The sequence below is a fragment of the Clostridium sp. ATCC BAA-442 genome (assembly GCF_964239415.1).
In the GTDB taxonomy this organism is placed as follows: domain Bacteria; phylum Bacillota; class Clostridia; order Oscillospirales; family Oscillospiraceae; genus Flavonifractor; species Flavonifractor plautii.
Genome location: NZ_CAXSQB010000018.1, coordinates 1 through 24595, shown reverse-complemented (window position 1 = coordinate 24595; position 24595 = coordinate 1). Strand labels below are relative to the sequence as shown.

General features: G+C 64.9%; 19 protein-coding genes. 9 read left to right on the top strand and 10 right to left on the bottom strand.

The window, feature by feature from the left end:
* Positions 1 to 10: 10 nt before the first annotated feature.
* Positions 11 to 301, bottom strand: coding sequence for a P-loop domain-containing protein (locus ACESY8_RS09505; RefSeq protein ID WP_007489287.1), 291 nt, complete (start codon positions 299 to 301; stop codon positions 11 to 13).
* 128 nt (positions 302 to 429) lie between these two features.
* Between ACESY8_RS09505 and selD the strand changes: the two genes are divergently transcribed.
* Complete coding sequence (selD, locus tag ACESY8_RS09500; RefSeq protein WP_082382948.1) at positions 430 to 1473, top strand: selenide, water dikinase SelD; 1044 nt, start codon at positions 430 to 432, stop codon at positions 1471 to 1473.
* An 87-nt stretch (positions 1474 to 1560) separates the two neighbouring features.
* The gene (udk, locus tag ACESY8_RS09495) at positions 1561 to 2178 is read left to right on the top strand and encodes a uridine kinase (RefSeq protein ID WP_054339427.1); all 618 of its coding nucleotides are present in this window, start codon (positions 1561 to 1563) and stop codon (positions 2176 to 2178) included.
* A 233-nt stretch (positions 2179 to 2411) separates the two neighbouring features.
* Here udk and ACESY8_RS09490 read toward each other — a convergent pair whose 3' ends face one another.
* The 3 genes from ACESY8_RS09490 to ACESY8_RS09480 are packed head-to-tail and all read right to left on the bottom strand — an operon-like array spanning position 2412 to position 5251.
* Positions 2412 to 2987: a hypothetical protein gene (locus ACESY8_RS09490; RefSeq protein ID WP_204681612.1), complete on the bottom strand. Its 576-nt coding sequence runs from the start codon at positions 2985 to 2987 to the stop codon at positions 2412 to 2414.
* On the bottom strand, positions 2984 to 4882 hold the full coding sequence (locus ACESY8_RS09485; RefSeq protein WP_054339342.1) for a M56 family metallopeptidase: 1899 nt from the start codon (positions 4880 to 4882) through the stop codon (positions 2984 to 2986). The genes ACESY8_RS09490 and ACESY8_RS09485 overlap by 4 nt, the downstream gene beginning before the upstream one ends.
* Positions 4883 to 4885: 3 nt before the next feature.
* On the bottom strand, positions 4886 to 5251 hold the full coding sequence (locus tag ACESY8_RS09480; RefSeq protein WP_009260644.1) for a BlaI/MecI/CopY family transcriptional regulator: 366 nt from the start codon (positions 5249 to 5251) through the stop codon (positions 4886 to 4888).
* 166 nt (positions 5252 to 5417) lie between these two features.
* On the opposite strand from ACESY8_RS09480, the gene ACESY8_RS09475 reads away from it, so the two are divergent.
* The 3 genes from ACESY8_RS09475 (at position 5418) to ACESY8_RS09465 (ending at position 8637) form a co-directional block, all read left to right on the top strand.
* Complete coding sequence (locus ACESY8_RS09475) at positions 5418 to 6902, top strand: DUF1846 domain-containing protein (RefSeq protein ID WP_054339343.1); 1485 nt, start codon at positions 5418 to 5420, stop codon at positions 6900 to 6902.
* 130 nt (positions 6903 to 7032) lie between these two features.
* Positions 7033 to 7974 (top strand): helix-turn-helix transcriptional regulator, encoded by a 942-nt coding sequence (locus tag ACESY8_RS09470; RefSeq protein ID WP_009260646.1) that lies wholly within the window; start codon positions 7033 to 7035, stop codon positions 7972 to 7974.
* A 57-nt stretch (positions 7975 to 8031) separates the two neighbouring features.
* A complete protein-coding gene (locus tag ACESY8_RS09465; RefSeq protein WP_007494186.1) occupies positions 8032 to 8637 on the top strand; it encodes a type 1 glutamine amidotransferase family protein in 606 nt (201 codons plus the stop codon).
* A 105-nt stretch (positions 8638 to 8742) separates the two neighbouring features.
* On the opposite strand, the gene ACESY8_RS09460 is transcribed toward ACESY8_RS09465, so the two are convergent.
* From ACESY8_RS09460 to dusB, 4 genes are all read right to left on the bottom strand, one after another.
* Positions 8743 to 10821: an elongation factor G gene (locus ACESY8_RS09460; protein ID WP_498794719.1), complete on the bottom strand. Its 2079-nt coding sequence runs from the start codon at positions 10819 to 10821 to the stop codon at positions 8743 to 8745.
* A 291-nt stretch (positions 10822 to 11112) separates the two neighbouring features.
* The gene (locus tag ACESY8_RS09455) at positions 11113 to 11982 is read right to left on the bottom strand and encodes a zf-HC2 domain-containing protein (protein WP_054339344.1); all 870 of its coding nucleotides are present in this window, start codon (positions 11980 to 11982) and stop codon (positions 11113 to 11115) included.
* Positions 11983 to 12015: 33 nt separating this feature from the next.
* The gene (locus ACESY8_RS09450) at positions 12016 to 12612 is read right to left on the bottom strand and encodes an RNA polymerase sigma factor (protein WP_007494176.1); all 597 of its coding nucleotides are present in this window, start codon (positions 12610 to 12612) and stop codon (positions 12016 to 12018) included.
* Positions 12613 to 12649: 37 nt separating this feature from the next.
* A complete protein-coding gene (gene dusB / locus ACESY8_RS09445; protein WP_009260650.1) occupies positions 12650 to 13624 on the bottom strand; it encodes a tRNA dihydrouridine synthase DusB in 975 nt (324 codons plus the stop codon).
* Positions 13625 to 13752: 128 nt separating this feature from the next.
* On the opposite strand from dusB, the gene rd reads away from it, so the two are divergent.
* Positions 13753 to 13911, top strand: coding sequence for a rubredoxin (rd, locus tag ACESY8_RS09440; RefSeq protein WP_009260651.1), 159 nt, complete (start codon positions 13753 to 13755; stop codon positions 13909 to 13911).
* 61 nt (positions 13912 to 13972) lie between these two features.
* On the opposite strand, the gene ACESY8_RS09435 is transcribed toward rd, so the two are convergent.
* Both ACESY8_RS09435 and ACESY8_RS09430 read right to left on the bottom strand, forming a co-directional pair.
* Positions 13973 to 17281, bottom strand: coding sequence for an S-layer homology domain-containing protein (locus ACESY8_RS09435; RefSeq protein WP_204681602.1), 3309 nt, complete (start codon positions 17279 to 17281; stop codon positions 13973 to 13975).
* A 295-nt stretch (positions 17282 to 17576) separates the two neighbouring features.
* Positions 17577 to 19820, bottom strand: a complete 2244-nt coding sequence (locus ACESY8_RS09430) for a SpoIIE family protein phosphatase (protein ID WP_498794718.1) — start codon at positions 19818 to 19820, stop codon at positions 17577 to 17579.
* 418 nt (positions 19821 to 20238) lie between these two features.
* Here ACESY8_RS09430 and ACESY8_RS09425 point away from each other — a divergent pair, with 418 nt between their 5' ends.
* From ACESY8_RS09425 to ACESY8_RS09415, 3 genes are all read left to right on the top strand, one after another.
* On the top strand, positions 20239 to 20808 hold the full coding sequence (locus tag ACESY8_RS09425) for an RNA polymerase sigma factor (protein WP_044945252.1): 570 nt from the start codon (positions 20239 to 20241) through the stop codon (positions 20806 to 20808).
* Positions 20789 to 22183: a DUF4179 domain-containing protein gene (locus tag ACESY8_RS09420; protein WP_434307776.1), complete on the top strand. Its 1395-nt coding sequence runs from the start codon at positions 20789 to 20791 to the stop codon at positions 22181 to 22183. The genes ACESY8_RS09425 and ACESY8_RS09420 overlap by 20 nt, the downstream gene beginning before the upstream one ends.
* A gap of 88 nt (positions 22184 to 22271) precedes the next feature.
* The gene (locus ACESY8_RS09415) at positions 22272 to 24542 is read left to right on the top strand and encodes a copper amine oxidase N-terminal domain-containing protein (protein ID WP_054339351.1); all 2271 of its coding nucleotides are present in this window, start codon (positions 22272 to 22274) and stop codon (positions 24540 to 24542) included.
* Positions 24543 to 24595 lie beyond the last annotated feature (53 nt).

Sequence of the window (24595 nt, the reverse complement as noted above, 5' to 3'; positions counted from 1 at the left end):
CTTCTGTTGCTCAGCCATGAGGAGCGGTACCGTCCACAATGGCGGTGTTCAGGGCGGGGAACACCACCGCGTCCAGGGAGTCCGGGTCGCCGGAGCAGGCGATGTACTCCACCGAAGCCCCCTTCTCCTCCATGGCCTGGGCCACCCGGCGCATCAGGGAGGACTTGCCGCAGCCCGGCCCGCCCTTCAATATGTAGATGGTTTCGGCCTGCTCGGGCTCAAGCAGCTGGTCGTACAGGGAGTAGAAGCCGGTGGGGGAATTGGCGCCCAGATAAAAACAAACCTTTGCTTCCGCTTGCATAAATGACCCTCCAAGTCTCTAGTTTCTCACTCCAGCGTATGCGTGGAGGGGGAGGGGGGTGCGGCGCGGTATGGTTGCCTTTTGCCTGGAGGCTGTGGTACACTATAAAAAAGAGAGGGGGTGAGTCTATGCCGTATGAGAAGCTGCGCCTGACCGCCATGACCACGGCCGGTGGGTGAGGGGCCAAGCTGGGACCGGGTGTCCTGCAACAGATTTTGTCCGGGCTGCCCCGGACGCTTGAGCCCAACCTGCTGGTGGGCTACGACTCCAGCGATGACGCCGCGGTGTACCGCCTCACGGATGAGCTGGCGCTGATCCAGACGGTGGATTTCTTCCCGCCGGTGGTGGACGACCCCTATGACTTTGGGCAGATCGCGGCGGCCAACGCCCTCTCCGACGTGTACGCCATGGGGGGCGAGCCCAGGCTGGCCATGAATCTGCTGGCCGTCCCCTCCTGCCTGCCGCGGGAGGCGGTGGGGGCCATCCTGGAGGGGGGCGCGGCCAAGGTGGCGGAGGCTGGCGCAGTGACCGCAGGCGGCCACAGCATCGAGGACGCGGAGCCCAAGTACGGCCTGTGCGTCAGCGGCCTGGTCCACCCCGGAGCGGTACTGACCAACCGGGGGGCCAGGGAGGGGGATCTGCTGGTGCTCACCAAGCCCCTGGGTACCGGTATCCTGACCACCGCTGCCAAGGCGGAGCTGCTGAGCGGGGCGGAGTACCGGGCGATGACGGATCTGATGGCGGCGCTCAACCGGGACGCGGCCCGGGCGGCCGTGCCCCTGCGGCCCAGCGCCTGCACCGATGTGACGGGCTTCGGTCTGATCGGCCACGCCAGGGAGATGGCGGAGGGGGCCGGGTGCACCATCGAGCTCTGGCCGGGGCGGGTGCCCATCGTGCCCCAGGCCCTGGAGCTGGCCCGGGACGGCATCATCCCGGCGGGGGCCTACCGCAATCTGGAGTTTGCCGGGCCGGAGGTGGAGACGGCGGGGAGCTTCCCACAGGCGGTGCTGGACTGCCTCTACGACCCCCAGACCTCCGGCGGCCTGCTCCTGGCCATTACGGAGGAGCGGGGGGCGGAGCTGCTGCGCCGCCTGGCGGACGCGGGGGTGACCGCCGCCGCCGTCGGGCGGGTGCGCCCCCGGGGTCCGCGGCGCATTGTGCTCAAACCCTAGCCGGACAGGGGGGGGGGGGGGGGGGGGGGAGGCTTGTACCTCCCGCCGCCCTGTGTTATACTGTAGAAAAAACAGGGGGGCGGAAGCATGGAAACCATGATTATCGGCATCGCGGGGGGAACCGGGTCGGGCAAGACAACCCTCACCCTGCGGCTGAAGGAGCACTTTGGGGAAGATGTGTCGATTCTCTACCACGACAACTACTACAAGCAGCACGACGACATGCCCTATGAGGAGCGGTGCAGGCTCAACTACGACCACCCGGACGCTTTCGACACGGAGCTGTTGATCGCCGACCTCCAGGCGCTGCGGCGTGGGGAGGCTGTTCACAGTCCCACCTACGACTACACCGTGCACAACCGGGCGGCGGAGACGGTGGAGGTGCGGCCCGCCCGAGTGATTCTGGTGGAGGGGATTCTGATCTTCGTGGACCCCGCCCTGCGGGAGCTGATGGACATCAAGCTCTTTGTGGACACCGACGCGGATGTGCGCATCCTCCGCCGCATCATGCGGGATGTGAAAAAGCGGGGGCGCTCTCTGGACTCGGTGGTGCAGCAGTACCTCACCACCGTCAAGCCCATGCACGAGCAGTTTGTGGAGCCCTCCAAGCGCTACGCCGACCTCATTGTGCCGGAGGGCGGCAAAAACGCGGTGGCCCTGGACATGATCATCCAGCGGGTCAAGAGCCATATGGAGCAAAAATAAAAGAAGCAGCGCCGCCCATCGGGCGGTGCTGCTGAGGCTGTTGATAAACTTTTCAGGCGAAGGTTTCGGAGGGAAAGATAGTGTGAAAGAAAACCGTCAGGGTTTTCTTTCGCGTTTGATCAACCGACTTTTTGAACCTTTTTGAAGGTTCAAAAAGTCCCGTAGCCTGTCGAAAAGACGTTTTCGACAGGCTGCGCGGCGCCGCCCATCGGGCGGCGCTGCTTCTTTCTGACTCATGGCTCCGGTTCCTCCACGGGAAAGAGGGCGCGGAGGGAAAACAGGCCGCAGACGATCACCGCGCAGACCCCCAGCCAGAGCAGGCTCAGCAGGAGAAGCAACGGCTCTGCCCACCGCCAGCCGGCCGCATAGGGCAGCAGGCAGACGGCCACCCGGAGCACCGCGTCGATGCTGCGGCACACCCGCAGGCGGCGTCCCAGGGGGGAGAGGCCGCTCTCCCCCGACTGCCGGTCGGCTAGGGCGGCCAGATCGGTGAGCAGCTGGAAGTGGAAATAGAGGGCCACACAGGTGATCAGGGTGGAGAGGAGAAAGAAGCGGCCGGTGAACTCCACGCCGGTGAGGAGAAAGGCCAGCCAGTCCACCCCGGACACCGCGCCCAGCAGGATGCAGAAGGGCCTGAGCAGGGGCAGATCCCGCAGCTCCCCGGCCAGCAGACCGATCGCGGAGAAAATCAGGAGGTAGCCCGCCCAGTCGGGGAGCAGATCCAGGTTGTTCAGGCGGAAGTGCAGATGGATGAGGAGATAGGCCCAGGCGATGCGGCTCAGGGCGCTCCGAATACCTGCGTGATTCATGGCGTCACCTCCGCGGGATAGGCGGTGCAGGTGTAGGTATGGCCGTTGTAGGTAAAGGTCAGAGCCAGGGCGGCAGGCATGGCTGACAGCTCCATATTGGGCCCTTCATATAGCTCGCCGGGGACAAGCGTGTACTGGTATGGGGTGTCCAGCAGAGCCGCCGCCGGGGCGGCGGGGTGGGCCATAAGGATGGCATCCACCATGAGATCCACGGCCTCGCCGGTGTCTTTCCGGCTGACCCGGAGGCCGAGGGCATCGCGCATTGTGGTGAAGCTGGCGTCAGGATGGGGGACCGGGTCAAGCTGATAGGTGGAAGCCCAGGCGGGCAGGTCAGTGGATGTGGAGAATATGGCGTTGTTCACGTTGAGCTGGAGTTGGACATCTACCTCCACGTGAAGAGTTACAGTCTCTGCCACATAGGTGGTGTAAGGCGCTTCCGAACTGGGACAGAGGTAAATTCCCTCCTGGTTGGGGTCCGGCCGCACGGTCAGATCCCCCAGCGGCTCCACTGTCCAGAAGTCCCCGTCGGGCCGTACCGCCACCTGCTGGTATACGATGCCATAGGTGTTGTCCTCCGACAGAGGGGAGAAAAACAGCGTTCCGGTATAGCCCTCCGCCCCGTCAGGCAGGAGGTTCATTACCGACCACTCCGCCTGCCAGGCGGGGCGGTGCCAGTGGAACCCCAGAGTCCAGAAAGGGGAGTCCTCCAGCTCCACCTCTTGGTAGGGGACCAGGGTGTCCTTCCAAACGGCCTCCCGCCCCTCCTCCGGCAGCACCATGGCATAGTACAGGGGGCTGTCGCTGAGCAGCGCCTTGGCATAGGTGTCCAAGGCTCCGGCCACGGTGGTGGGGCGGTTGAGCTGTGCCTGAGCCAGGGCAAGAGCGCCCCGGTCGGTTCCGCCGGGCACCTCCACCGCCCCGCCGGTACCCCCCAGGCAGGTGAGGGCCAGCACCACGGCCACACAGCCCGAGGCCAGGGCCATCCCGGCGGGGTAGCGCCTGAAGCGGGCGATAGCCTGGATGCGGGCCTTGATGTTGCGCCCGCCGTTGGCCATGGAGGAGGTGCCGGGGGCGCGGGCGTACCGGCCGTCGGCCATGGACAGGAGAATCACGCCGTAGGCGCGGCGCTCCTCCCCCTCCAGCCGCTCCAGCACCCGCTGGTCACAGAGGGCCTCGCAGTCGTTCTGTATCCGGTCGCAGCAGTACCAGATCAGTGGGTTGCACCAGTGCAGGCACCGCAGGGCGCACACCCCCACCCCGGCCCACACGTCGCCATGGCGGAGGTGGAGCAGCTCGTGGAGGAGCACCTTGTCGTCCACCGGCCGGTCGGGGAGCGCCAGCACCGGGCGCAGGGGGCCGCAGACGAAGGCGCTCTCCAGCCCGGGCAGCACCACCACCCGCCGGGGGGCCTTCAGGCCGTACCGCGCCGCTACGCCCTCCACCTGGGCCAGCACCTCCGGGGCGGGGGAGAGGCCCCGCCGGATGGCAGCGCGCAGGCGCGTGTAGGACCGGAAAAACCACAGGGCCAGCAGGAGCACCCCGGCGGCGTAGACGTAGAAGAACACGTCGGTGATGCTCCCCGGCACAGGCAGGCCGCGGGGAAAGAGGGGCACCGGGGCCAGCACCTCCGTTACGCCGTAGGGATCGGTGAGAACGGAGGACAGGGGGAGTTCCACCTGGAGCCTGGCCGCCTCCAGCACCGCCCGCCCGCCGGGCACCAGGGTGCGGCCCAGCAGGCCGGCGGGCAGGAGGGCGCGCAGGGCCAGAATGGCCCACACCCCGTACTGCCACCGGGGGGAGAGCTTGTCCAGAAAGAGGCGCTTTGCGGCGAGCAGCACCGCCGCCGCCACGGACAGGGCCAGGGTCTGAGCGAGAACAGACCAGAGGTTGTCCACGGCTCACACCTCCATCTCGTCCAGCAGCTTCCGCAGCTCGTCCCGCTCCTGAGGGGTGAGCTTCTCGTCCTTCAAAAAGGCGGCCACCAGTTTGCCCGCCGAGCCCTGGTAGGCCCGCTCCAGCAGGCCCCGGCGCTCCGCCGCGGCGCAGTCCTCCCGGCTCACCGCCGCCCGGTAGCGGTGGGGGAAGTCCTCCTTGCGGATGTCCACCAGGCCCTTGGCCTCCATGCGGGTGAGGTAGGTCAGCACCGTGCTGCGGCTCCAGCCCGTATCCGGACGCAGAGCGTCCACCACGGCCCCCAGGGCCAGCCCCTCCGGGGCCACCCAGAGGGCGTTCAGCACCCTCCACTCCTTGTCACTCAGCTTCATGTCACAGCCCTCCTACAGTTGTCGCATTCGTAATGATACTACACCTGTAGGAGCTACCTGTCAAGAGCGGTTGTCAATTTTGCCGAAATGGGAAAAAGGGCTTTGAGGGGGACGGCGGATGTGGTAAAATAACAGATTGAATGAATGACAGGAGAGGATGAGAAAGATGGACAAGCTCGGCTTTGACAATCAGAAGTATCTGGAGCTCCAGTCGGCCCACATCCGGGAGCGGATCCGCCAGTTCGGCAACAAGCTCTATCTGGAGTTCGGCGGCAAGCTCTTTGACGACCACCACGCATCCCGGGTGCTGCCCGGGTTCGAGCCGGACAGCAAGATCCGTATGCTCAAGGAGCTGCGGGACTCGGTGGAGGTGGTCATCGCCATCTGCGCCAGCGACATCGAGAAGAACAAGATCCGGGGCGATCTGGGCATCACCTACGACGTGGACGTGCTGCGGCTCATCGACGCCTTCCGGGGGGAGGGCCTGCTGGTGGGCAGCGTGGTGATCACCCAGTACGCCGGACAGCCCGCCGCCGACGCCTTCCGCCGCCGGATGGAGCACCTGGGGGTGCAGACCTGCCTCCACTACCCCATCGCAGGCTACCCCCACAACACCGGCCTGATTGTCAGCGACGGGGGCTACGGCAAAAACGACTATATCGAGACCAGCCGTCCCCTGGTGGTGGTGACGGCCCCCGGCCCCGGCAGCGGCAAGATGGCCGTCTGCCTCTCCCAGCTCTACCACGACTACAAGCGGGGGATCAAGGCGGGCTACGCCAAGTTTGAGACCTTCCCCATCTGGAACCTGCCCCTCCAGCACCCGGTGAACCTGGCCTATGAGGCGGCCACCGCCGATCTGGGGGATGTGAACATGATCGACCCCTTCCACCTGGCCGCCTACGGCGAAACTACGGTGAACTACAACCGGGACGTGGAGATCTTCCCCGTCCTCTCCGCCATGTTTGAGAGGATCATGGGGGAGTGCCCCTACAAGTCTCCCACCGACATGGGGGTGAACATGGCGGGCAAGTGCATCGTGGACGACGAGGCGGTCTGTGCCGCGGCCCGGCAGGAGATCGTCCGCCGCTACTACACCGCCCTGTGCGACCGCCGGGTGGGCGCCGCTGGCGACGAGCTGGTGAACAAGCTGGAGCTGCTCATGCAGCAGGCCCATGTGGATCCCTCCATCCGGCCCGTGGTGGCCGCCGCCGCCCAGGTGGCCGAGGAGACCGGCAACCCCGCCGGAGCCATTGAGCTGCCCAGCGGCGAGGTGGTCACCGGCAAGACCACCGACCTGATGGGCGCCTCCTCCGCCACCCTGCTCAACGCCCTCAAGCGCCTGGCGGGCATTGATCACCAGCACCACCTCATCTCCCGGGAGGCCATCGAGCCCATCCAGGCCGTGAAGGTCAACCACCTGGGCTCCGTCAACCCCCGGCTCCACTCCGATGAGACGCTGATCGCCCTGGCCATCTCCGCCACCACCAACCCGCTGGCCAAGCGGGCGCTGGATCAGCTCTCCGCCCTGCGGGGGTGCGAGGCCCACTCCACCGTCATCCTCTCCCCGGTGGACAGCAGCACCTACAGCCGCCTGGGCCTGCGCCTCACCTGCGAGCCCCAGTATGAGACCAACAAGCTTTACCACAAGTAGGAAGAATGGTTGAGCACTGGCACTTCCGCAGATCCGGAGTGTGCCCGTCATCGAAAAGAACGGATTTCTCACCAGCTTTTAAACTGGTGAGAAATCTGTTCCTTCTGCTTTCAGGGGAAAGGAGAGCAAAATGAGAATATACCGTCTGTTGGGGCTGCTCTCGGTACTTGCCGAGGTAGAGCATATAACGGTTCAGGAGTTGGCGGTGCGGTTTGAGGTATCCAGGCGGACGATCCTCCGAGATATTGAAACCCTGAACGATGCGGGGTTCCCTGTTGCCTCACGGTCGGGGAGAGGGGGCGGAGTCTCCATCCTGAAGGGATACCGGCAAGACAAAAGACTGCTTTCCAGGGAGGATATCGCTAGCCTGTTTACCGCCCTGGATGGATTAAAGAGCCTTGTCGGAGATGGCTCGGTTTCGGCACTGCTGGCCAGACTGGTTCCGGTCCCGGAGACTGACGCACGCTCCCGCAGCCGCTATCTGCTTGACTACACCCCGTGGTTTACGGACAGCATTACCTGGAAAAAGCTCTCTGAGCTGCACCGCGCAATTTGTAACCGCATGGTGTGCAAAATGGATTATGTGTCAAAAACAGGGCGCCGGACCCGGTTGGTAGAACCCCATAAGCTGGTGTTCAAACAGTCTGACTGGTATTTGTATGCGTTCTGTCGGGAGCGAAGCGCGTTCCGCCTGTTTAAGCTCAGGCGTATCGTCTCCTGCGTCCCCTATGGGGAGCGCTTTTCCACGCGCCAAATGGACGAAACAACATTTGAACAGCGGTTTGGAGGGGGCGGCCTGTCTGCCGTGAAAAAGGACGGATATTACCAGATTGTCCTGGAATATGAGCGCCGGGACGCATTTACCCTGACAGAGAAAATAGATGCCTGCCTGTTGGATGCGCCTGGTGGGGGGAGTGACACCGGCCGGATCTGTTTTTATGCCCCCGAACTTTCCTTTGCACGGGAGCTTGTCATGGGGCTGCTGGGCAAGGTCAGGGTGGTCGCGCCACCTGAGCTCCGTGAGGAGCTCAGAGATGAGCTGAAAAAGATAAACGACTTTTACAAAAGGTGACAGCTAAGCTGTCACCTTTTTTGTGTTAAGCTGTCTACAGAAAGGTGGTATGAAGGGATGAAACAAATCCTGGTATTTATTTTTGATGGCTATGCGGACTGGGAACCGGCCTATGTATGTGCGCAGTTAAATGCACCTGGAACTGGATATGCGGTGAAAACCATTGGGCTTGACCGGGCGCCCAAGGTGTCTATGGGGGGCTTCCGTGTCACGCCCGATTTTACTGTCGCTGACTATCCGCGGGATGCCGGCCTGCTGCTGCTGACCGGCGGGACAGCGTGGCTGGAGCGGAAAAATGACGCTGTCTTGCCGGTTGTACGGGAACTGGTCAGATGCCATATCCCGGTGGCTGCAATTTGCAACGCGGTAAACTTCCTGGCGGAAAACGGTTTTTTAGACCAGCGCAGACATACTGGGAATACCCTGCCCTTCCTCAAATCCCAGGCTCCGCACTATAAAGGGGAGGCATATTTCGTTGAGGCGGAGGCGGTTTGTGACAACGGCATTCTTACCGCCAACGGATTCGGAGCGCTGGAGCTGGCAAAAGAGATACTGCGGCTGCTGAAATTTCGGTCAGAGCAGGAGCTAGCGGAATGGTATGCATGGAATAAATTCGGCCTGTATTCGCCAGGACACAAGGGGCGTACCCCAAGCGGACTGTGATCTGCCCGGTATCATCGGGTGGCCGGATGGGCAAAGCGGCGGGGGATACGCTGCTTTAAAGAGAGGGGCGGGCTGAAATCAGCCCGGCCCTTTTTACATATTGGGTTAGTCGGCCTCGTCCTGCATCGCCTTGGCGGCCTCGATGGCCTTCTCCTGGACGGCGGGAGGGGCGTCCTCGTAGCGGACGAAGCGGAAGGTGAAGGAACCGCGGCCCTGGGTCATGGAGCGCAGGTCGATGGCATAGCGGCCCATCTCGGCCATGGGCACTTCGGCCTCCACGATCTGGTTGCCCTCGCCGTCGGGGTTCATGCCCATGACGCGGCCCCGGCGCTTGTTCAGATCGCCGATGACGTCGCCCATGTAGCTGTCGGGGATGGTGACCTTCAGCTCGCCGATGGGTTCCAGCAGCACAGGGCTGGCCTGGGGCATACCGGTCTTGTAGGCGATCTGCACGGCGGTCTTGAAAGCCATTTCGGAGGAGTCCACCGGGTGATAGGAGCCGTCGTACAGGGTGGCTTTCAGGTACACCACCGGGTAGCCGGCCAGCACGCCGTGAACCACGGCCTCCCGCATGCCCTTCTCCACGGCGGGGAAGTAGTTCTTGGGCACCGCGCCGCCCACGACCTCCTCGCAAAACTGGAGCTCCTCGGTGTCGCCCGGCTCAAAGCGCATCCACACGTCGCCGAACTGGCCGTGGCCGCCGGTCTGCTTCTTGTGGCGGCCCTGCACCTCCACCTTCTTGCGGATCTTCTCGCGGTAGGGCACCCGGGGCTCGGAGAGCTCGGCGTCCACGCCGAAGCGGCTCTTCAGCCGGGAGAGAATCACGTCCATCTGCATGTCGCCGGTGCCGGAGACCACCATCTGGCGGGTTTCGGCGTTGTTGACCCAGTTGAAGGTCAGATCCTCCTCGTTCAGGCGGATGAGGCCGGCGGCGATCTTGTCCTCCTGGCCCTTGGTCTTGGGGGTGATGGCCACGGAGTAGCAGGGCTCGGGGAAGGGGATGGGCTCCAGCTTGACCACCTTGCGGGGATCGGAGAGGGTGTCGCCGGTCTTGACCTTCTCCATCTTGCCGATGGCGCCGATGTCACCGCACTCCAGCTCCTTGACCTCCTCGGCCTTCTTGCCCTTCATCACGTACAGGCGGCCCAGCTTCTCCGTGGCGCCGGTGCGGGAATTGACCAGCTGCATGTCGGGCTTGAGGTTGCCGGAGATGACCTTCACGAAGGAGTACTTGCCGTACTGGTCGGAGACGGTCTTCCACACCAGGGCGGCGGGCAGGGCGCCGGGGAAGGGCACGAACTCGTCCACCTCGCCGTCGGCGTTCTCGCCCATGAGGGGGCGGCCCTCCAGGGGGGAGGGCAGCAGCTCCACGATGATGTCCAGCAGCATGCGGGTGCCCAGGCCGGAGACGGCGGAGCCGCACACAACGGGGAAGAGGGACAGGTCTTTCACGCCCTGGCGCAGACCCTGGATCATCTCGGCGTAGGTGAAGTCCTCACCGGAGAAATACTTGTCCATCAGCTCCTCGCTGGTCTCAGCCACCGACTCCTTGAGGGCGTCGTACAGCTCGTCCAGCACGGGCTTCTTGTCGTCAGGGACGTCGATCTCGATGCGCTCGCCCTTGGGGCCGGCCTCAAAGGCGCGCTTGTGGAGCACGTCGATAAAGCCGATGACCTTCTTGTCCGCGTTCCAGATGGGGGCGGCCACGGGGGCGATATTCTTGCCGAAGCGCTCCCGCAGGGTATCGAAGGCGGCGTTGTAGTCGGAGTTCTCCTCGTCGGTCTTGGAGATGTAGAGCAGCCGGGGCAGCCTGCGCTGCTCGCACAGCTTCCACGCCTTCTCCGCGCCCACGCTCATGCCCGCCTTGGCGGAGCAGACGATGATGGCCGCGTCGGCCACCTGGAGGGCCTCGATCACCTCGCCGGAAAAGTCAAAGTAGCCCGGCGTGTCCAGCACGTTGATCTTACAGCCGTTGTACTCCACGGGAGCCACCGCGGTGGAGATGGAAATCTGACGGCGGGTTTCCTCGGGGTCGTAATCGCAAACGGTATTCCCGTCGGCGGGATTGCCCAGCCGCACGGTGCCACCGGTCAAATACAGCATGCTCTCGGCCAGGGAGGTCTTACCATTTCCACCGTGGCCCAGCAGACAGACGTTGCGGATGTTTTGTACGGAATAGCTCATACTTGTTTCCTCTCCTTACATTTGGAATCGTCTGGGCAGGGCTCCCGAGGGGGACGGAGGACTGCCTGTTGTTCATTATACATTAAATCAACCGGAGATACAACTGAAATTTTAGAAAAATCGCGCAAAATACCCCGCCGCAGTCCGCAGGGGGGAAATTTGCACGCGGGAGAGGGGGAGGGAATGTCCGCCGGGAGACAAGCTTGGGGCCGGAGCCGAGCGGGGAGACAGACTCAATGTGCCGCAGCCGAATAAAAACACGCGGCCGGTAACACCGGCCGCGTGTGCAGGTCAGGAGGGTTCCGCAGTGATGGGACTCCCGTCCAGAGGGACGGAGTAAAGAGCCCCGTCCTCCGTCTGGAAGCGGTAGGCCGTCCCGTCCTCCGACCGGCCAAGGGAGGTTAGAGGCGCGTCGGGCTGGCCCAGCCACTCCAGCAGCGCCTGGCGTGCGCCCTCCTCCGTCAGGGCGGAGGAGGGGGGATGGGTGTCCTGCGGGGCGTCCTCGGGCATCAGGGACATGACGGAGGGCCCCGCGGACGGGGTAGGCTGGAGCGCGGAGACAGACGGCTCCTGAGCAGACGCCGGCATCTGGCTGCCCTCCGGCCCGTCGGCGGGTGGCGTCACGTCCCGGTTCTGGGGCCTCTCACCGGCGGAGCTGTCCTTCCGGTTGGCGCCGTCGGCGCTGCCGCTGGCGGCCTCGGCGGGCTCCCCGGCGGGGCCCGCGCGGTCCTCCTGAGCCGGGGCGGTTTGTCCGGCGCTCCCGCCGGAGGCCGCTCCGGTCAACCCGGCAAGATTGGCTCTGGGTACGCTCCCGGAGCTGCCCGGAGGGCTCCAGAGGTGCACGGCCTGCCCGCCCACCAGTACAAGCACCAGCACCGCGGCCAGAGAGGCCCAGGAGCGCCAGCGCCACTGGCGCTTTCTGGTGTGGAAGGGGGTGCATTTGGAGGCGTGGACCGCCTTCATGATATCGTCCTTCAGCCCGGCGGGGGGCTCCTCCGCCAGAGTGGGCAGAAGCTGGTGCAGGGTGGAGAGATCGGCCCGAAGCGCCCGGCACGCCGGGCACTGGGCCAGGTGCTCGTCCAGAGCCCCGGCCTCCTCCGCCGTCAGCGCCCCGTCGAGCTGCGCGCTGATGAGCTCCAGCGCCTGTTCACAGGTCAGCATGCCGCCGCCTCCTTTCCGTCCCGTGGATCTGGTTTATGCTTTGGACGAGGGGGAGCCGAAAAAGTTCCCCTGTTCCAGCAAATATTTGCGCAGGGCCAGCCGGGCCCGGGCGATGCGGGACTTGACGGTGCCCTCCTCCACCCCCAGCAGGGCGGCAATCTCCCCATAGGAGAGGCCCTCCAGCTCCCGGAGAATCAGCACCTGCCGGTGCTCCTCCGACAGGGCCCGCAGGCCCGCCCGCAGGGTGTCCCGCAGCTCCTGCTGCTCCGCCTGGCGGTGGGGACTGTACCGCTCGTCGGGCAGCTCGGCCTGCCGGGCGCCCTCCTCATCGTCCAGGGAGACCGTCATGGACAGGGTGCTACGCCGCTTCTCCCGCCGCAGAAAGTCGATGCACACGTTGCTGGTCAGCCGGTAGAGCCAGGTGGAGAAGGAGCTCTCCCCCTGGAATTTCCCCAGGCCCTTCCAGGCGTTGAGAAAGGCCTCCTGGCACAGCTCCGCCGCGTCGTCGGGATTGCCCGTCATACGCAGGGCCAGATGGTAGATGCGCCCCTGATTCTGTTCCACCAGGGCGGCGAAGGCCCCCTCGTCCCCCTGCCGGGCCCGCTGTACCAGCGCCTGTTCCTCGGTCATGCCTTTCTCACCTCCTTGCCGGCGCGTTTGCCGGCGGTCAGTCCCTCAGATCCCGCTGTATGCCTGCGGTGATGCGGTCAATGTCCTCCAGAGTGGAGATTTTGCTGATCTGTTCCTTATAATACCCCGCGTAGGGAACCCCCTTGAGGTACCAGGCGTAGTGCTTCCGGGCCTCCAGGCAGGCGATGTGCTCTCCCTTCTGAGCGGCGGAGAGGCGGAACTGCCGCACCGCCGTCTCGCACCGCCGGGCCAGCGGCGGCAGGGGCGGGACCGGCCGCCCCTCCAGGGCGGCCTGGGCCCGCGCAAAGAGCCAGGGATTGCCGAAGCAGCCCCGGCCGAGCATGGCCATGTCGGCCCCGGTGTATTTGAGAATGTGAACCGCGTCCTCCGGCTCAAAGACATCGCCGTTGGCGAGGACGGGGATGGACACGGCCTCCTTTACCGCCCGGATATAGTCCCAGTTGGCCCGGCCGGAGTACATCTGCACCTTGGTGCGGCCGTGGACCGCCACGGCGGCCACACCGGCGGCCTCCATGGCCTGGGCGAACTCCACGCAGTTGATGGAGCCCTTGTCCCAGCCCAGCCGGAATTTGACGGTGACGGGCCGTCCGCCCGCCCCCCGGATGACCGCCTCGGCCACCTTCACCGCCAGCTCGGGGTTCCTCATCAGGCCGGAGCCATCCCCGGAGTTGGCCACCTTGGGCACCGGACAGCCCATATTGATATCCAGAATGTCCGCCCCCGACTTCTCCGCGGCGATGCCCGCCGCCTGCTCCATGCAGTAAGGGTCGCTGCCGAAGAGCTGCACCGCCGCCGGGTGCTCCCCCTCGCCCAGCTCCAGCAGGGGAAGGGATTTTTTGTCCTGATAGCACAGGGCCTTGGCGCTGACCATCTCCGTCACGGTGTACCCCGCCCCCAGCTCCCGGCACACCGTCCGGAAGCCCAGATCGGTCACTCCGGCCATGGGCGCCAAAGCCAGCTTTGAATTTATGGTGATTTTGCCTATTTTCACAGTGTCCCCCAATGTGTTATAAATAGTAAATGTATCATACCACAAAGGCGGGGGTTCGGCAAGGCATGGATTCCCGGCCTCCGGGTGATACTATGAATTGCGATTTGATCAAAAAGGAGACTATAACCATGGATAAGTATGTCTGCGATATCTGCGGCTACGTGTACGACCCCGCTGAGGGCGATCCCGACAACGGCGTGGCCCCCGGCACCGCCTGGGAGAGCGTGCCTGAGAGCTGGGTATGTCCTCTCTGCGGCGTCGGCAAGGAGCACTTCTCCAAGCAGTAAGACAGCGCAAAAAAACGCCTGTACCATGTCGGTACAGGCGTTTTTTTGCGGAAAAGCAGGCTTACTGCTCGTAGCGTGTCCAGTCCTCCACAGGCTGGAGGCCGGTCCAGGTTTCGTGGACAGTGTCGGCCTTGCGCCCGTAGTCGTGGCTGTTGGTGGCCTCCTGGACCGCCAGATAGTACCAGGCATCCGGCGGGTTGTCGGGCCAGGTGATCATGCCGTCCAGCAGATCGTCCGCGGTCTCGGGCAGGCGGCCCAGCACCCGGTTCACCAGTGTCATCGCCTCGGCCCGGCTGATGCTCCGGTCAGGGGCGAAGCTGCCGTCCGGCTGGCCTTCCACCCAGCCCTTCACCGCCGCCTGGTTGATGTACTCCGCCGCCCAGTGGCCGCCGATGTCGGTGAAGCGGTCCGCGCCGTCATAGGGCGCACTGTCAAAGCGGGCCGCGATGGCCGCGAACTCGCCCCGGGTGATGGGTGCGTCGGGGTCAAAGACCGCGGGGGCGCGGCCCTCCACGATGCCCATGGCCTCCATGGTGGCCACGGCGGTGGCGTACCACGCGTCGGGGGCCACGTCGTGGAAGGGGCTGGTCTCGGTCAGGTACTCCGCCCGGGCCTCGTCGGTGAGCAGGCGGAAGAAGATGGTGGCCACCTCGGCCCGTGTGATGGTGGCCTCGGGGTGAACCAGGCCGTCGTCCCGGCCGATGATGTAGGCGAAATGGTCGTCGCCGTTGAGCCGGTCGGGCACGCCGGTCTTTTCCCAGCCGGCGTACACGGTCTTGTTGGAGGTCATGCGGATGTCGTCGATGGGCTCGGTCAGGGCCTTGTCGGCGTACCAGCCGGTAAAGGTGTAGCCCTCCCGGACGGGCTGCTTGTCCAGCTCTACCAGGGTGTTGCGGCGGTACCGCTCACTGTCGTACTTCGTGCCGCCGTTGCTCTCATAGCGCAGGGTGTAGTAGGTGGTGCCGCCGTGATCCCCGCCGCCGTGATCCCCGCCGCCGGTGTCCTTTTTTGCCCAGGACAGCACAAAGGGGGAGAAGCCGTAACGGTCCTGATCCACAATGAGCTGGATGCCGTGCTCGGTCAGCACGACCTCCTCCACCTGCAGGGAGAGCGTTTTGTTGCTGGCGGCCTCGCCCTTTTCATTGTTGATGTTTGCGGCCGCCTGATTCACCATCGCCTGCACCTCGCCGTTGGTTGTGTACTCGCGGTGCAGGCCGGTGAAGTGGAACACGTCGAAGTCATAGCTGCCCGCCGTCTCATAGGTGATCCCGTCGGGGTAGGGCCAGTAGATGACGAGCTGCCGGTCAGCCTTGACCCAGACGTTGCCGTCTCCGGCGTCCACCAAGTCGAAGTATTTGCTCTCATACTGGCGGTCGTTGGGGTTGTCCAGACCAAGCGCGTCGGCGTTGTCGATGACGGCCTTTTCCAGCATGGTCTGGCCCACCTCGGATTCCGCGCCGCCGTCCAGCTCGTAGCTGCTGAGCACGTCGTCGAACAGGATGCTTGGCTGCTCATCGCCCACCATCGCCCAGTTCTCGTGGCCGTTGACGGTGTACTTCGTGCCCGCGGGCGCAACTACGCCCGCGTTGGAGCCGCCGTCCGTGGCGGTCTCCGCTGCGGCTGTGTCGCCGGCGGCCGCCTCCACGGTGCTGTGCGCACTGTGAACTGCGTCGAAGGTGTAGGGCTCACCCCCGGTGGCGTCATTGGTCACCGAGCGGACGGTCAGCGTGCCAACGCCGTACCGCAGGGCGTATTTCTGGCCGTTCACCTCGGCATACAGGCCGGGGTTGCCCGCACCGCTGGCGTCGGATGTGCTGATGGCGGCATAGAGGTGAGTGAAGTGGTTTCCGGCGATGTTGTCTGTACTGGCGGGAATGGTGCACGCCTCATCCGCAAAGTAGAGGCAGGAGGCATCGGCGGCGGTGGCGGGGTCCGCCGAGACGATATCCCACACCTTTCGGCCGTCCTCGCCGATGGCCTGCTGGCCCCCTTCGCCGCCGTAGGGCGCCAGCTTCCAGGACTTTTCCGTACCGTCCGCGCCGGTGCCGTGGAAGGTGATGCCAGCCAGATGCTCCGCCGGGATTTCGCTGCTCTCCACGTAGAAATGGGGGGCGGGGATTCCGCTGTCGGCGTCGGGAAGGTGGGTGCCGTCGACGTCCTCCCAATAGTCGGAGCTGCCGCCGATATACAGGGTCATATCCACCGGCGTAATGGTAACCGGACCGACCTCCTCCAGGGTGATGGAGCCGTAGAAAGAGAATTCATAATTTGCATATGCGTTCCTGATACATGGTCCATCCAGCGCCCACTTGCCGCTGTAGCTCAGTACTGAGCCGGACTCGGGGGCCAGAGCCTGGCCGTCCCCGCGGAAATATGCGTCGGTCTGTTCCCAGAGGTCGGTTCCCTCCATGTAGTCGCCGACGCCCCGCTCATGGCAGGACGTGTGGCCGGAGGGGGATGTGCTCAGGTTGGCCATATCGTCGCCGAAGGCGAAGGCAAACATGGACTGGTACCAGCCGTCATAACCGGCAGTCTGAAGCCCGGACTCCGGCCACTTTAGCTGGAAGGTGTCTCCCGGCCCCTTTCCGGAGGGGAAGTAGGCCCAGCGCATCACTTCAGGGTGTGCCTCCTCTAACTCAGTAAATTGTTCAGCGGTGCAGGAGAATTTCATGGCATTGCCCTTCTGGATATCCTCAAAGAAGGCGGGGGCGACCGCCATGATCGCGTCAAAAGAGGCGTAATCCGTGCTGTTCTTCTTGTTATACCAGGCCACAAAGTAGTTTGTCAGGCTGTCATAACCCTCTTCCGCCAGGGTGTCGTAGAGGGTGACAATCTGCTCAAGCGAAATATTGACCGAGCTGGTGTTAAACAGGTCTTTGAGCATCTGGTTGGAAACCATGCTGCTGGTAAAACGGAAGGGGATCCACTGTCCGTCATAGCCCAGCACGGGGAGCAGTTCACTCTGTTCCATGCCGCTTGTATCGGCGGATGCCAGGGTGAAGCTGCCGGGTTTGTAGCGGTAGGAATTCCCGGACTCATTGTGGATTTCAATGTCAAACTGCGCCGCGTCACCAGGATACTGCACGGTATCTGCAAGGGCGTCCGCCAGCTTGCTCAGTTCGAGAACCTGGTCGCCCTCTGCACCCTCCTGGATGGTGTAGACCAGCTTGGCGGGCGCGTCCCCGGTTTCTTCGACAAATTCACAGCTTACCGTGTCGGACTGCGGCTTGTAGTCCACGGTGCAGGTCGGCTCCGGCCAGTCGATTTCGGCGCCGTCCGACTGGGTGGCAGGCTCTGCCGCATATGCGGCGGGTGCTGTTGTCAGCAGCGTGGAAAGGGCGAGCAGCGCTGACAAGACTCGCTTTTTCATAAAAAACGTTCCTCCTTATTCAAAACAGGTGCCTCTATATAAACATCCGAAAATGGATGACCATTTGGAGGGGGAGGGCGAGGAGCTGCGCCTCTTTCGGGCTTTGTTGGGAAACCTCTGCTTTTTCAGCCTGCGGGCAGAAGTGTCAAAACATGCAGACAAAACAAAAGCTATTGCTAAATTTTTAGCAATAGCGCTTGTTTTTGCCCTTCATTTGTGGTATATTATGTAAAAATATGAGGACAGACGTTTGTTTGAAAAGGTAGAGGTTTTCAAACAGAGAGCACCTGCCGGACTACAAAAAACAGCCCCCGGAACCTTTTGGTTCCGGGGGCTGCTGTTTCATCCGTTCCGGCGGGCGAGCTTGAGGACCAGAGCGGTGCGGTCGTCGGGGGGGGGGGGGGGGGGGGGGGGAGACCCCCTCCCCGGCGGTGAGGCCGGCGGGGAGGGCCGTGCCGGTGATGCGGCTGACGGAGTAGCCCTTTTTCACATAGGTGGGGGCGGCGCCGTACTTGTACACCCCGGCCTCACCGGTGAACAGATCCACCCGCAGCAGGTCGATGGTGGTGAAGCCGCCGGCGGCCTCGTCGTTGCGCAGGGCCAGGGCGGAGTTGAGGGTGCGCAGGGCGTTCTCCGGCCGGACGCCCGCCCGGAGAAACTGCTCCAGCAGGCGGACGGCCAGGGCGCTCTCCTGCTCGGCCAGGGAGCCGGAGCCCATGCCGTCGCACAGGAGCACATAGAGGGAGCCGTCGTCGTGCTTGAACCAGGCCCCTGTGTCGCCGGATACGGTCTGGCCGTCCTTCTTTTTGGCGGCCACCCCGGCCACGGCCATCAACGGCTCGCTCTGTACCAGCACCAGCCGGTCCCGGCGGCCCTCCTCCACGGCCCGGAGGGGGAAGTTCACCAGCTTGGAAAGCTTGGCTGTCCCCTCCTCGGTGCGGAGGGGGGCCAGCCCCGCCCCCTCCAGCTCCAGGCGGAGGTGCCCGGCCTGGTCGTAATAGGCGGCCAGGCGGCAATCAATGCCCTGGGCGGTCAGGTATTGCCGCAGGCGCTTTTCCCGCACCGGGTCGGGTACCAGCTCCGCCCCCAGCTCGGCCGCCGCCGTGTTCAGCACCCCGGCCAGCTCGGCATATTGGCGGCACACCGCCGAGCGGTTCTCGCTGAGGCGGCTCTGGAACTGCCGCCGGCACAGCAGGGCGGCCAGCTCCTCGTTGGCGGCAGAGAGAAACTCCGGGAACTTCATGCAGCGGTTGGAGAAGTAGGCGGGGAAGTCTCCACTCTCCCCCCGGCCCCGCTCCAGCATGGCGGGGAGGGCGTCGTTGAGGGCGTTGAAGGTGGAGACGTAGTCCCGCTGCCAGCAGGCGGTTTGCAGAGGGCAGCGCTTGCAGATCCGCCCGGCCGCCCGATCGAAGACGGATGCGGCGTCGTTGTCATTGGGGGCGGCGGGGTGGAAGGCCGACCGCATGGACTCGTACAGGCTCTTGAAGGCGGCTGCCGTGGCCTCCATCCGGGCGCGGACATAGGCGCGGGCCCGCTCCTGGGTGTCGTGCCGGGGCTCCCGGGCCACCAGCGCCCCCACCTGGCGCAGGGCGCGCTCGGGGAGGACCAGAAAGACCACCGAGGCGATAAAGACCTCGTAGAGCAGGGAGAGGTGAAGGCCCTCCGACCAGGTCCACAGCACCGCCAGGGCATTGGAGAGCACGTAGGCCAGGGCGGCGGCCAGCCTCCCCTGCCGGTGGAACACCCCGCACATCACCCCGGAGAGGGCAAAGGCCATGGAGTAGAAGGGCATGCCCCCCGCCGCCAGATCCATCCCAAGGCCGCAGGCCACCCCCACCGTGGCCCCCACGCCGATGCCGCCCTTGCAGGCGGTGGCCATCACCGCCGCCGCGGCGGCGCAGCGGCCCACCGACAGGTCGCCCAGCAGGGTGATCTTGGACAGGGTGAGCAGCAGGGTGCCCGCCAGAATGAGCAGGCTCACCGTCTGCCGGGGGGTGAGGCCCTCCTCCTCCCGCTGCTCCGTCCAGGGGGTGAAGGCGATGCGGTAGAAGTAGGCCGACGCCCCGCACAGGAGCAGCTCGGTGCCGAAGAAGATCAGGCCCTCTGGCGACCAGCCCCGGTCAGATAAGTACACAAAGCCCGTGATGCCGTCCATCCCCGCCGCCGCCAGGGGCATGAACCAGCTCTTGCGGTAAGCCTTCACGTCGAAGAAGGCAAAGGCCAGGGAGAAGGCCAGGATGCAGCCGGCCACGTACCGCAGCCCCTCGGCGAAGCCCTGGAAGGAGAGATAGCCGAAGCAGGCCCCCAGCAGGGCGCAGAAGCCGTCCAGCCCCGAGCCGGAGGCCGCCACCAGCCCCAGCCCGAAGGGGGCGTATCCGCCGAAAATCTCCGCCCCGGAGAGCATGGCCCCCAGCAGGAAGCGGATGACGCACTCGGCCGCCCGCACCAGGGCGGGGGCGCGCAGAATGACCTTGCCGGTCTCCCGGGCCTCCTCCCGGACACGGGCCGCCTTTGTCTTGAGTTTCTCTTTTGTCGCCATGGTTCCGTCTCCTTTTCCAAATCAGGCTTGTCCGCCCTCGTTGAGTGACAGTATAACCCAGTATTTGGAAAAATATGGTCGGAACGCGGCGCGCCGGGAAAAAGGAGGGGAAGGGATGAAACCGCAGGGGCGGTTTCTCAGCGTGTCAAAAAAGTGGCCACGGCCACTTTTTTGAGAGGGATGCGCGCAAGATGGACCTCGATTCCTGAGGGAAAAGTCGGCCCATCTTGCGCGAGCGGTGTCATTTCCGAGGCGCATGTCCCCGGAAATGACGGATTTTCATTTGATTCCTGCGGCTGCGGCCGCAGGAACTCTGCGAGGCTTTCCTCCGGGAAAGGTTCTTTGACAGTCTGTGAAACCGCAGGGGCGGTTTCTGTGTTAAGATCAGTGAGAGCGCGCTCGAAACCGGAGCAGGGAGGTGGTATGGTTGGAGGAGCGGGAGCTGTTGCGCCGCCTGCGGCGGGGGGACCCCTCCGCCCTGGAGGAGCTGATGGACCGGGACATGGGCTTTGCCTGCGGCCTGGCGGGCTCTGTTCTGCGGGGCCGCCCCAGAGACGCGGAGGAGGTGGTGTCCGACGCCTTCCTGGCCCTGTGGGAGCACGCCGGGCAGGTGGAACCGGGCAAGCTCCGCCCCTGGCTGGGCCGGGTGGTGCGCAACAAGGCCCTCAACCGCCTGCGGGCGCTGGGCGGTGAGCTGCCTCTGGAGGAGGACTGGCTGGCGCTGGAGCCCGACCGGCGGCCCGGCCCGGCGGAGGCCGTGGAGCAGGCCGAGCGGGCGGAGCTGATCCGGGCGCTGCTGAACGGACTTCCGCCCCAGGATCGGGCCATCTTCCTGCGCCATTACTACTACGGCCAGACCGCCGCCGACATCGGAGCGGCCCTGGCCATGCCGCCGTCCACGGTGAAGGTGCGCCTGCACCGGGGGCGGAAGAAGCTGAAGGAGCTGCTGATGGAAAGGGGGTATTCCTGTGCCTGTGCGGATGACTGACCTGCTGGACGGCTGGGAAGACGGCTCGGTGGAGCTGCCGCCGCCCGCCGGGATGTCCCCGGAGCGGATCAAGGAGAAAACGATGGAACAAATCAGACAAACCAAGCGGCCCCGCCGGCGCATGGGCGTCCGGCTGCTGGCCTGCGCCGCCCTGGCGGCGGTGTTCACCGTATCGGCCATGGCGGCCTATCACCTCTGGGGGCCGGGAGAGCTGTTCGACCCCTTCTTCACCCTGGAGAGCGCCCCGCTGAACGGCGGGCAGAAGGAGCTGCTGGATCAGATCGGCGCCACCGACCTGCCCCCCGTCACCAGCAACGGCGTCACCCTCACCCCCCTGGCCGCCGTCGCCGACGAGCACACCCTCTACCTCCGCCTGCGGCTGGAGGCCCCGGAGGGCACCGTCCTGCCCGACATGGGGGAGCAGGAGGATCACATCGCCCACGATGTGGAGCTGGTCGACGCGGACACCGGGGAGCGGCTCAACTGGGGCATGCAGAAGGCCCGCTTCCTCCCGGACGACACCCCGGGGGACAACTCCCTGGAGCTGGTGTTCATGCTTCTGGGCGGACCAAACGGGGCCAACTGGGTGGACGGCACCTCCAAGACCCTGACCATCACCGGCCTGATTCTCTGCCCCCGGGAGCCGGAGGATGCCGGGAAGACGTATCTGGAGGGGGAGTGGAGCTTCTCCCTGGACTCCTTCTACCAGGGAAAGGAGGTGGAGATCAACACCATAGGGGCCGTCCGATGGGATGAGGAGACGGAGCGGATGGTCACCCTGGAGGGACTGACGCTCTCCCCCCTGGCGGCCTCCTATACCATCTCCTACCCAGTGGAGGAAAGCTGGGAGTTTGTCGATCTCCAACTGGAACTGGTCTACAAGGACGGGTCCTCCGTGACGATTGACGGCGGCGGTGGGAAGGGCAGTCACGGCCCCGACGGACAGGGCGGAACCGACTATTTTACCGGCGTCCGCAATTTTGACGCGCCCCTGGATTTGCGTGAGCTGGATCACCTCCAGTACGGTGGCTGCCGTCTGGAGATTCCCGGCGAACCCAGAGCGGTGGTGGAAGCGGACACCGCTGAGGCGGTGTGGTACGATGAGACGCACCAGAACACACTGGTGCTGGAAAAGCTGTCCTTCTCCTCCCTCAGCCTCACCTACCGCATGCACTATGACACCCCGGAGAGCGCCACCCTGGCCGACACCGGGATCCGCCTGGTGCTGGCCGACGGGACGGAAATCCCTGTGGATGGCGGCAGCGGCACGGCGGGCGGGACCTTTATGGAGGGCACCACCTACTTTGACGCGCCCGTCCCCCTGGAACGGGTGGATCATGTTCTGTTTGGTGATATCCGGGTTGAGCTGAAATAAGCATGAAAAAATGGGCAGGAGGATGGACAAAGGTAGAGAAAAGTGATACGATGAGTTTGGAAAACGAAATAGACAGGAGGCTGTACCCATGAAACGGAGACTTGCCCTGTCCCTGGCGGCCCTTTTGCTGTTGGGCTGCCTTACCCCGGCGCTGGCGGCGGAGGGGGACGCCGAACTCAGCCTGTACCAGCAGTATGGCCCCTGGGGCGAGTGGCCCCAGGAGCAGAAGGACGCGGCGGAGGAGACCTGGACGGACGGCCAGTGGGACGACTACTGGACGGAGTACGACGCCCAGATGTGGGCGGCGCTGAACCGGTACAACGAGGACTACGATCGGTGGAGCTATGCCCGTTTCGGGGACCCCTGGGACGAGTACCTCCGGGTGGAGAAGGAGGAAATGGGAATGCCCTACCCCGACGGCATCAATGTGAGCCTGAACGGGGCGTATCTGGACTTCGGCGGCACGGCCCCCCTGGCCGCGTCGGGGTGCACCATGGTGCCCTTCCGGGCCTTTCTGGAGGGGCTGGGGGCGGAGGTTGCCTTTGACGGGAGCCGCATCGCGGCGGTGCTGGAGAACGGCGACAGCCTGGAGCTGGTCCTGGGGGCCACTGAGCTGACCGTCACCCAGGGCGGGCGGATCACCACCTTGGACATGGGGGCGGCCCCCTTTGTACAGGATGGGCACACCTACATCCCCGTCCGGGCCGCGGCGGAGGCACTGGGGCTGGACGTATACTGGGACGATACCTATGAGGCGGCCCATCTGACCGACTACGCCGCCCTGACGGCGGAGCTGGACAGCCGGTTTACCGCCGCCAACGGGATTTGGGCTGCGATACGGGATACCATTCCCCGCGAGGCGGGCAAGGGCTATGAGTCCACAGCATCCATGCGCCTCTCCGCCACCCTGTACGGGGAGGAGGAGCACGACACCGCCTCGCTGACGATGGAAGTGAAACAGCTCACCCGGGACGGCAGCTACCGCATGGAGCAGGAGCAGCAGGTGGATCTGGGCGGTCTGGGGGACACCCTCTTTGCGGGTCTCTCCCCGGAGGAGCTGGCCCAGCTCGAAAACCACAGCGTCACCCTCTACGACCGGGAGAGCGGCACCCTCTACCAAAAGGGCGTACAGCTCTATAGCCTGGAGGGAGAGCCGTTACCTGATGACGTTTGGGTGAGTACTCAGGTGGGGGAGCTGCCTGCCGTGAACACCCTGTCGCTCCCCGGGACGCTGGGCGAGCTGCTGGTGGAGGCGTACGGCCATAGCTGGTATTACTACCGCTCCAGCCCCTGGGAGACGGTGATGGACTCCGCCCTGCCCGTCCGCCTGCTCCTGGACGACGGCAACTTCACCCGCAGCGCCTCCGGTGGACGGACCACCTATCGCTGGGCGGTGGATCTGCCCGCCCTGCTGGAGCGGGCCCGTATGCTGGGTGTTATGGAGGACGCGCCCGCTGTGGAGGGGCTGCCTGCTCTGGACATGCATGGGGAGGCGGTCCTGCGGGGCGGTGCGCTGGAGAAGCTGGACGGCAGCGGACAGATGGAGCTGGATGTGCTGGGCATCCCAGCCGACGCCGGCTTTACCCTGGATGCCGCTCCGGGGCGTCTGGAGCTGGAGATGGAGTTCACTGGGGCTTACATCGGGAAGGTGGAGCTAAGCCTGAACGGGAGGGTCACGGAAACCGCTGCGCAGCCCGTCACCACGCCTCCGGCGGGGGAGACGGTAGAGCGCCTCGAGGTGCTCTCCGGCCAGGTGGAGCCGGGCGTGCCCGCCGATTTCGGCGCGGCCCGCTATGTCCAGTGCCTGCTGGATGCCCGACTGGGGCGTGGGTATGACCCGGAGTTTCTGACCGCCCTGGGGGAGACGGAGGAGAGCCTGTCCGCCCAAATTGCGGAGGAGAACGTACAGGCGCTCTGCAACCTGCTGATAATTGAATTCCCCACCGAGGAGATCCGCGGAGAGGCGGCCGGCCTGCTGAAGGAGCTGTACGCCAAGGCGGACTATACCGTGGGGGCCGCCGTCCCGACGGGAAACGGTTCCGAGGTGGAGATAACGGTGCGGCCCGTGGATGCGCTGGCGCGGGTAAACGATGCACTCTGGGAGCGGCTGGACGCGTTCAACGCGGGCTACACCGGGGATACGTCCACAGACGAGGGATATGCGGCCTATGACGCGGCCTGGGCGGAGGATGCGCTGGCCCTCTTCCGGGAGAAGCTGGCCGAGGCGGAGTATCTGTCCGAGACGGTCTGCACCGTGACCGTTCTGGACGGGCCGGGCGGCACCATTGAGGCCGGCCGCGACTCCCTGGATACAGTATACGGCGTGCTGTTCCCAATTTGGATGCTCCAGGAGACATGAACGGAACAAAAAGGGGGGGGGGGGGGGGGGGGGGGGGGGGGGGGGGGGGGGGG

Bases quoted from the DNA above. Each gene is read 5' to 3' on its own strand.
- ACESY8_RS09505 (WP_007489287.1), bottom strand. From the start codon at position 301: ATGCAAGCGGAAGCAAAGGTTTGTTTTTATCTGGGCGCCAATTCCCCC.
- udk (WP_054339427.1), top strand. From the start codon at position 1,561: ATGGAAACCATGATTATCGGCATCGCGGGGGGAACCGGGTCGGGCAAG.
- ACESY8_RS09490 (WP_204681612.1), bottom strand. From the start codon at position 2,987: ATGAATCACGCAGGTATTCGGAGCGCCCTGAGCCGCATCGCCTGGGCC.
- ACESY8_RS09480 (WP_009260644.1), bottom strand. From the start codon at position 5,251: ATGAAGCTGAGTGACAAGGAGTGGAGGGTGCTGAACGCCCTCTGGGTG.
- ACESY8_RS09475 (WP_054339343.1), top strand. From the start codon at position 5,418: ATGGACAAGCTCGGCTTTGACAATCAGAAGTATCTGGAGCTCCAGTCG.
- ACESY8_RS09470 (WP_009260646.1), top strand. From the start codon at position 7,033: ATGAGAATATACCGTCTGTTGGGGCTGCTCTCGGTACTTGCCGAGGTA.
- ACESY8_RS09465 (WP_007494186.1), top strand. From the start codon at position 8,032: ATGAAACAAATCCTGGTATTTATTTTTGATGGCTATGCGGACTGGGAA.
- ACESY8_RS09460 (WP_498794719.1), bottom strand. From the start codon at position 10,821: ATGAGCTATTCCGTACAAAACATCCGCAACGTCTGTCTGCTGGGCCAC.
- ACESY8_RS09455 (WP_054339344.1), bottom strand. From the start codon at position 11,982: ATGCTGACCTGTGAACAGGCGCTGGAGCTCATCAGCGCGCAGCTCGAC.
- ACESY8_RS09450 (WP_007494176.1), bottom strand. From the start codon at position 12,612: ATGACCGAGGAACAGGCGCTGGTACAGCGGGCCCGGCAGGGGGACGAG.
- rd (WP_009260651.1), top strand. From the start codon at position 13,753: ATGGATAAGTATGTCTGCGATATCTGCGGCTACGTGTACGACCCCGCT.
- ACESY8_RS09435 (WP_204681602.1), bottom strand. From the start codon at position 17,281: ATGAAAAAGCGAGTCTTGTCAGCGCTGCTCGCCCTTTCCACGCTGCTG.
- ACESY8_RS09430 (WP_498794718.1), bottom strand. From the start codon at position 19,820: ATGGCGACAAAAGAGAAACTCAAGACAAAGGCGGCCCGTGTCCGGGAG.
- ACESY8_RS09415 (WP_054339351.1), top strand. From the start codon at position 22,272: ATGAAACGGAGACTTGCCCTGTCCCTGGCGGCCCTTTTGCTGTTGGGC.